The organism is Phormidium pseudopriestleyi FRX01 (genome assembly GCF_017313335.1).
Taxonomy (GTDB): domain Bacteria; phylum Cyanobacteriota; class Cyanobacteriia; order Cyanobacteriales; family Laspinemataceae; genus Laspinema; species Laspinema pseudopriestleyi.
In genome coordinates, this window is record NZ_JAFLQW010000422.1 from 1 (window position 1) to 5,037 (window position 5,037).

Below are 5,037 nucleotides of genomic sequence, written 5' to 3' on the forward strand. Positions count from 1 at the left end.
CAGGACTTGGTGGATGAATGCCTATTACGAATTCCTCGCTACTGTCCGGAATGGACGAATTATAATCCCAGTGACCCCGGGGTAACTCTGGTGGAACTGTTTGCCTGGATGACGGACCAAATGTTGGCCCGATTTAATCAGGTGCCGCGTCGCAATTATGTGACGTTTCTGGAGTTGTTGGGGGTGCGCTTACGTCCACCGACTCCGGCTAAAACTGAGGTCACGTTTTATATGAGTGCCTCCTTACCTGAAAATTACACGATTCCGGCAGGGACGGAGGTGGCGACGGTGCGGACGGAAGAGGAGGAGGCGATCGTGTTTAGTACCGATGCGCCGGTAGCAGTGGACAAACCTCGCATCCGGCATTTGCTAACGGCACCTTCTGCGGAACAGGAACCGCAGATTTTGCGCGATCGCCTCATCGGGTCTTGGCGGATGGAACGTAACGGGGAGTGGCAAGGGTTAGAGTTGCCGTTTTTTGACGATACCCCAGAACCGGGGAATTGCTTTTACCTGGTCTTCGATTCCGAAGCGCTCATCGAAGGAAATGTCATCGCCCTCACCTTGAAAGGGGAAGCAGCTACCTCCACCGGCATTAACCCCGATATGGCTCCGCGACGGTGGGAAGGGTGGAATGGGGAAAAGTGGCAACCGATTCTCCTCCATGAATCGGATGATAAAACCCAAGGATTTAGCTTTAGCGAAATCGTCCGACAAGGGGGCGACCCTCTTTCCGGGGTAGATGTGGTGTTGCATATGCCAAAAACTTGGCCGGTGACGCACTTTTTTACCTACCAAGGTCGGTGGGTCCGCTGCGTTTATACTCAACCGGGAACCTATCAAGCGGGATATACGCGATCGCCCCGAATCGTCGGATTGAGCGCCCGTTCCATTGGCGGCAGTGTCACCGCCTCCCAAAGTACCCTGATTCGCAATGAAATCCTCGGCGAAAGTGACGGCAATCCGGGACAAACCTTTCAGTTACAAGGGGTGCCGGTACTGCCGCGACGGGAAGATGAATATATCCTGGTCACGCCCATCGGAGCGCTACCCCAAATCTGGCAAGAAGTCAATGATTTTTCCACCTCCGGGCCGGAAGACCTGCATTACACTCTCGATTCCCTCACCGGAAAGGTCCAATTCGGACCCCTGATCCGCGAACCGACTCAACTGCGGGAAAAAATGGCTTGGCGGGCATCGGAGCAAGGGGCGCGTCAGGGTTCCTTAGCCTTAAGGAATGGAGGTCAGGGCGATCGCAATGCCTTTGAACCGATGACGGCGACGGGAATCGAGTCGATGGAACGACAATATGGAGTAGTTCCCCCCCGAGGGGCAAATCTTCAAATTATCAGCTACCGGACCGGAGGCGGACTGCGAGGCAATGTCCAAGCCGGAACTATTCAAATTGTCAAATCAGCCGTGCCTTACGTTGCCGCAGTAATTAACCATCTGCCGGGACGGGGGGGTGCCGATAGCGAATCCCTGGATGAAGCGGTGATTAGAGCACCCAGAATGCTCCGCACTCGCGATCGCGCGGTCACTGTAGAAGATTTTGAAACCCTGACCCTAGAAGCCGGACAAGGCGCAGTCGCCCGGACCCTCTGCTTACCCCCCACCCACAAATCCGAAGCGGGAACTGTGCGAATGCTGCTAGTCCCCAAACCGGACACTCTCAGCATTGAACGCGGCGAAGGCATTGAGCCGGACTTGTTTAACCTCGGACCAGTCCTCGTCAATCGAGTGCTCAACTACCTGGACGATCGCCGCTTGCTGGGGGTTCAGGTCCAATGCAACCAACCCGACTATATGGGAGTATCGGTGCAGACAGAAGTCGCCCTCAAACCGGAATATAAAAATCCTAGCGCCCAACAGCAAATCATCTTCTCGATGCAAGTCGCCCTCTATCGCTTCCTCAATCCCCTGACTGGGGGACCCGACAGGACGGGATGGCCTTTTGGACGGCCTGTCTATCCCTCGGATATCGTGACAATTCTGCAAAACATTCCCGGCGTCCTCTATCTCGGTTCTGTCCAACTTGTTGAACTGCGCCGTCGTAATGGGGTTTGGGTGCGAAGTCTCCCCCGAGACCCGGTAATCAACCCCGGTCCCTTGGGTTTAGTCTGTTCCTGGCGCAATGATACTTTGCGATCGGGTCACACCATCAGCGTCCTCTAAACTCCGTGAAAATCTGTGAAATCCGTGGTTCAACCCTCATGACTCAAGCTCGTGACCTACTACCCCTAAAACTGCAATTGGTGCCCATGCAAGTGCCAGAAGCACCCACCGGCCCGGTGGGACGGTGGCACGAAGCGTTGGAGATTGCCGAAGGGGGGCGATCGCCCAACGTCAACACCAGGAATGTTTTACCACCCCCCAGAAACCGTTGTGACCTCGTATTGCATCCGGGAGAACCTAGTGAAATCCTAGTCAAGCTGGAAAATATTGGCGATCGCACCCTCCAAGTCAATGCTGCCGTAACAGGCAACTTTCCCCCTCAGTGGTGCCAACTGGGAACCGAAGGTCACGAACTGCCTCCGTTCGGCAAGATGGAAGCGGTCCTCTACTTCAACGTTCCCCCCAACTTCTTCGAGAGTCCAGAGATTGTCAGTACCAATCCTGCTCTTTTGGATTTTCAAGGCCGCTTGAGCGTCTCTTGCACTGAGGAAAATCGCACCAAAGAACATCGGGATTCCGCTGCCTTCAACCTCTACTTGCGTCCTCGGAGTCTCTACCTGGAATTTTTACCAGAACTCTACCAGGAAGTAGACTTCATCGGTCGATTGCTGTCGATTTTCGAGCAGAGTTTTGAACCCACAGTGCAGGCAATGGATGCGTTGTGGGCCTACCTTGACCCCCTGATGGCCCCGGAAAGCCTCTTACCCTTTTTGGCGTACTGGATGGGGTGGGAAATCGACCCGCATCTGAGTCTGACCCAGCAGCGCTATCTCATCCGGCATGCGATCGAACTCTATCGTTGGCGCGGCACTCGTCGGGGATTGCGTTTTTATCTGTATCTTTATACCAATTTGCCCCTGGATGACCATCTTCCGGAAGATGAAAAACATATCAGCATCTCTGAAGTTTTCACCCAGGGATTAGTAATTGGAAGAAGTCGCTTAGGAGAAGATACCAGCGTCGGGGGTGGACAACCCTATCATTTTATTGTCAAACTCCGACCCGACTATCCCAACCAAATTGATGAAACTCTGGTTCGGAAAATTATCGCACAAGAAAAACCCGCATTTTGTACTTATGACTTATATATCAATCCCGTTAATACTATCCAACGAATTGAGTAGCAGTAATTGTAGGGTGGGCACTGCCCACCTTACAGTAGGTGGGCAGTGCCTACAACTCTACTTATGACTTATATATCAATCCCGTTAATACTATGCAACGAATTGAGTAGCAGTAATTGTAGGGTGGGCACTGCCCACCTTACAGTAGGTGGGCAGTGCCCACCCTACAACTCTACAACTTTACAACTCCAAAGGACCAACGACCAATGACCAATGACAAAGAACAACCCTATAATTGGTAAATTTCTAACATGACACTCCCTTGGCTCCCTCCCAATATCAAACCCTTAAATCGGCTGCACGTGAGCGATGGACTATTAATTGATGCCGAACGGTGGCGCTTGGCTCATGACTACCACCGCCATCGCCAAAATGCTCATTTTCAATCCTTGAATCAACCGGGAATTGTCAGTGATATGGGGGTGCGGGTAATTGAACCTCCCAATGATATTCCCTCAGCATATCGGGATAAACGATGGTTGCAAATTCAGCCGGGGATTGCTATTGATTTGTTTGGGAATTTGATTGTGATTCCCGAACCGATTGATTTTCGGATTACTTCTGCGGCGCTGATGGGGAAACCATTAATGGTTTATCTGGTGGTCAGTTATGTAGACCCAGATGGATTGGTGCGGGAGGAAAATGGGAATGGAGATATTGTCACCGAATCCTTTAGAATTGATGAAAAAAATAGCCCCCCGGCAGAGTGGGAGGTCGAACTTTGTCGCATTTTGCTGCAACCAGGGGAGGTGGAACTTTCTACGGCTTTAGATGCCTGGTTTCCTGGGGTGAATAATTTAGACTTGCGATATCGACCCCAAGCGAATGCGCGAACCCAGGCGGTGGTGCGACTAGCACAGGTGGTTAAAAATACTCCAGAAGATGCTCAAATTTATGCTAATTTGGCCTATTTGAGTCAGGCGATCGCCGGTCTTTATCCAGTCTGGCAAGGTTTCAATGAAATTGGACAATTTACCTTGCAGTCGCCTGGGGAAATTAATGACTTAATTACCTACGATGTCTTATATTTTAAAACTCACCCCTCTCTCTCCCTGAGTCCCGGAGAATTTGACATTTTGAGTCAATATATAGAGATGGGAGGAGTGCTATTGGTGGAGGCATCTATTAAGGGGAGCAAAGTCGAGGAATTGATTGGATTGCAGCATCAATTACAAGAGGCGATCGCCCGCATGGAAATTAGTCTGAATGTTCCCAATGAAACCAATGAAACCTCGGGGAAAACTGCTTCCGCTTCTCGGAATGAACAACTGGCGAATTATCTGGAAATTCATAAATCCCTAGAAGAAGAATTAATTTCGATTAAAAGTGCCTTGAGCGAAGAAATTAATACTCTATCTTCCGCCTTTAAAAAATTTGCCCGAGACTTAGGAATCCCTTTAGAAGACTTGGATTCCCTCAGCCGGAATCACCCCCTAAGAACTCAACCTTTTCTATTTTCAGCCTTACCCACTGTCAATGGACAAGCCTTAAAAATATTAGCCGGGGGAGGAATTATAATTTTCATCGGGAATTTATCCGCTGCTTGGGGATTAGATGAAAAGCTCTCGTTAGGGAGAGAAACCATTCGGACGGCACAGGAAATGGGCATTAATATTTTACATTATGCCCGCACCCGTCGGAAACTCACCCAATTACAAAAAGCCAAGGAATTCCCAATAACCCAAGTCCCCGATTAGGATTTGTCATTGGTCATTGGTCAATTGTCATTGGTCATTGG

The 5,037-nt window shown here is 50.5% G+C and carries 3 protein-coding genes; all 3 read left to right on the top strand.

The annotated features are described in order from the left end of the window. The coding region (locus tag J0895_RS15785; protein WP_207089002.1) for a putative baseplate assembly protein at window positions 1–2,175 on the top strand (2,175 nt) is incomplete at its 5' end. Window positions 2,176–2,213: 38 nt separating this feature from the next. After that, window positions 2,214–3,299 (top strand): phage tail protein, encoded by a 1,086-nt coding sequence (locus tag J0895_RS15790; protein ID WP_207089003.1) that lies wholly within the window; start codon window positions 2,214–2,216, stop codon window positions 3,297–3,299. Window positions 3,300–3,550: 251 nt separating this feature from the next. Next, a complete protein-coding gene (locus tag J0895_RS15795) occupies window positions 3,551–4,996 on the top strand; it encodes a hypothetical protein (RefSeq protein ID WP_207089004.1) in 1,446 nt (481 codons plus the stop codon). The last annotated feature ends 41 nt before the right edge of the window (window positions 4,997–5,037 follow it).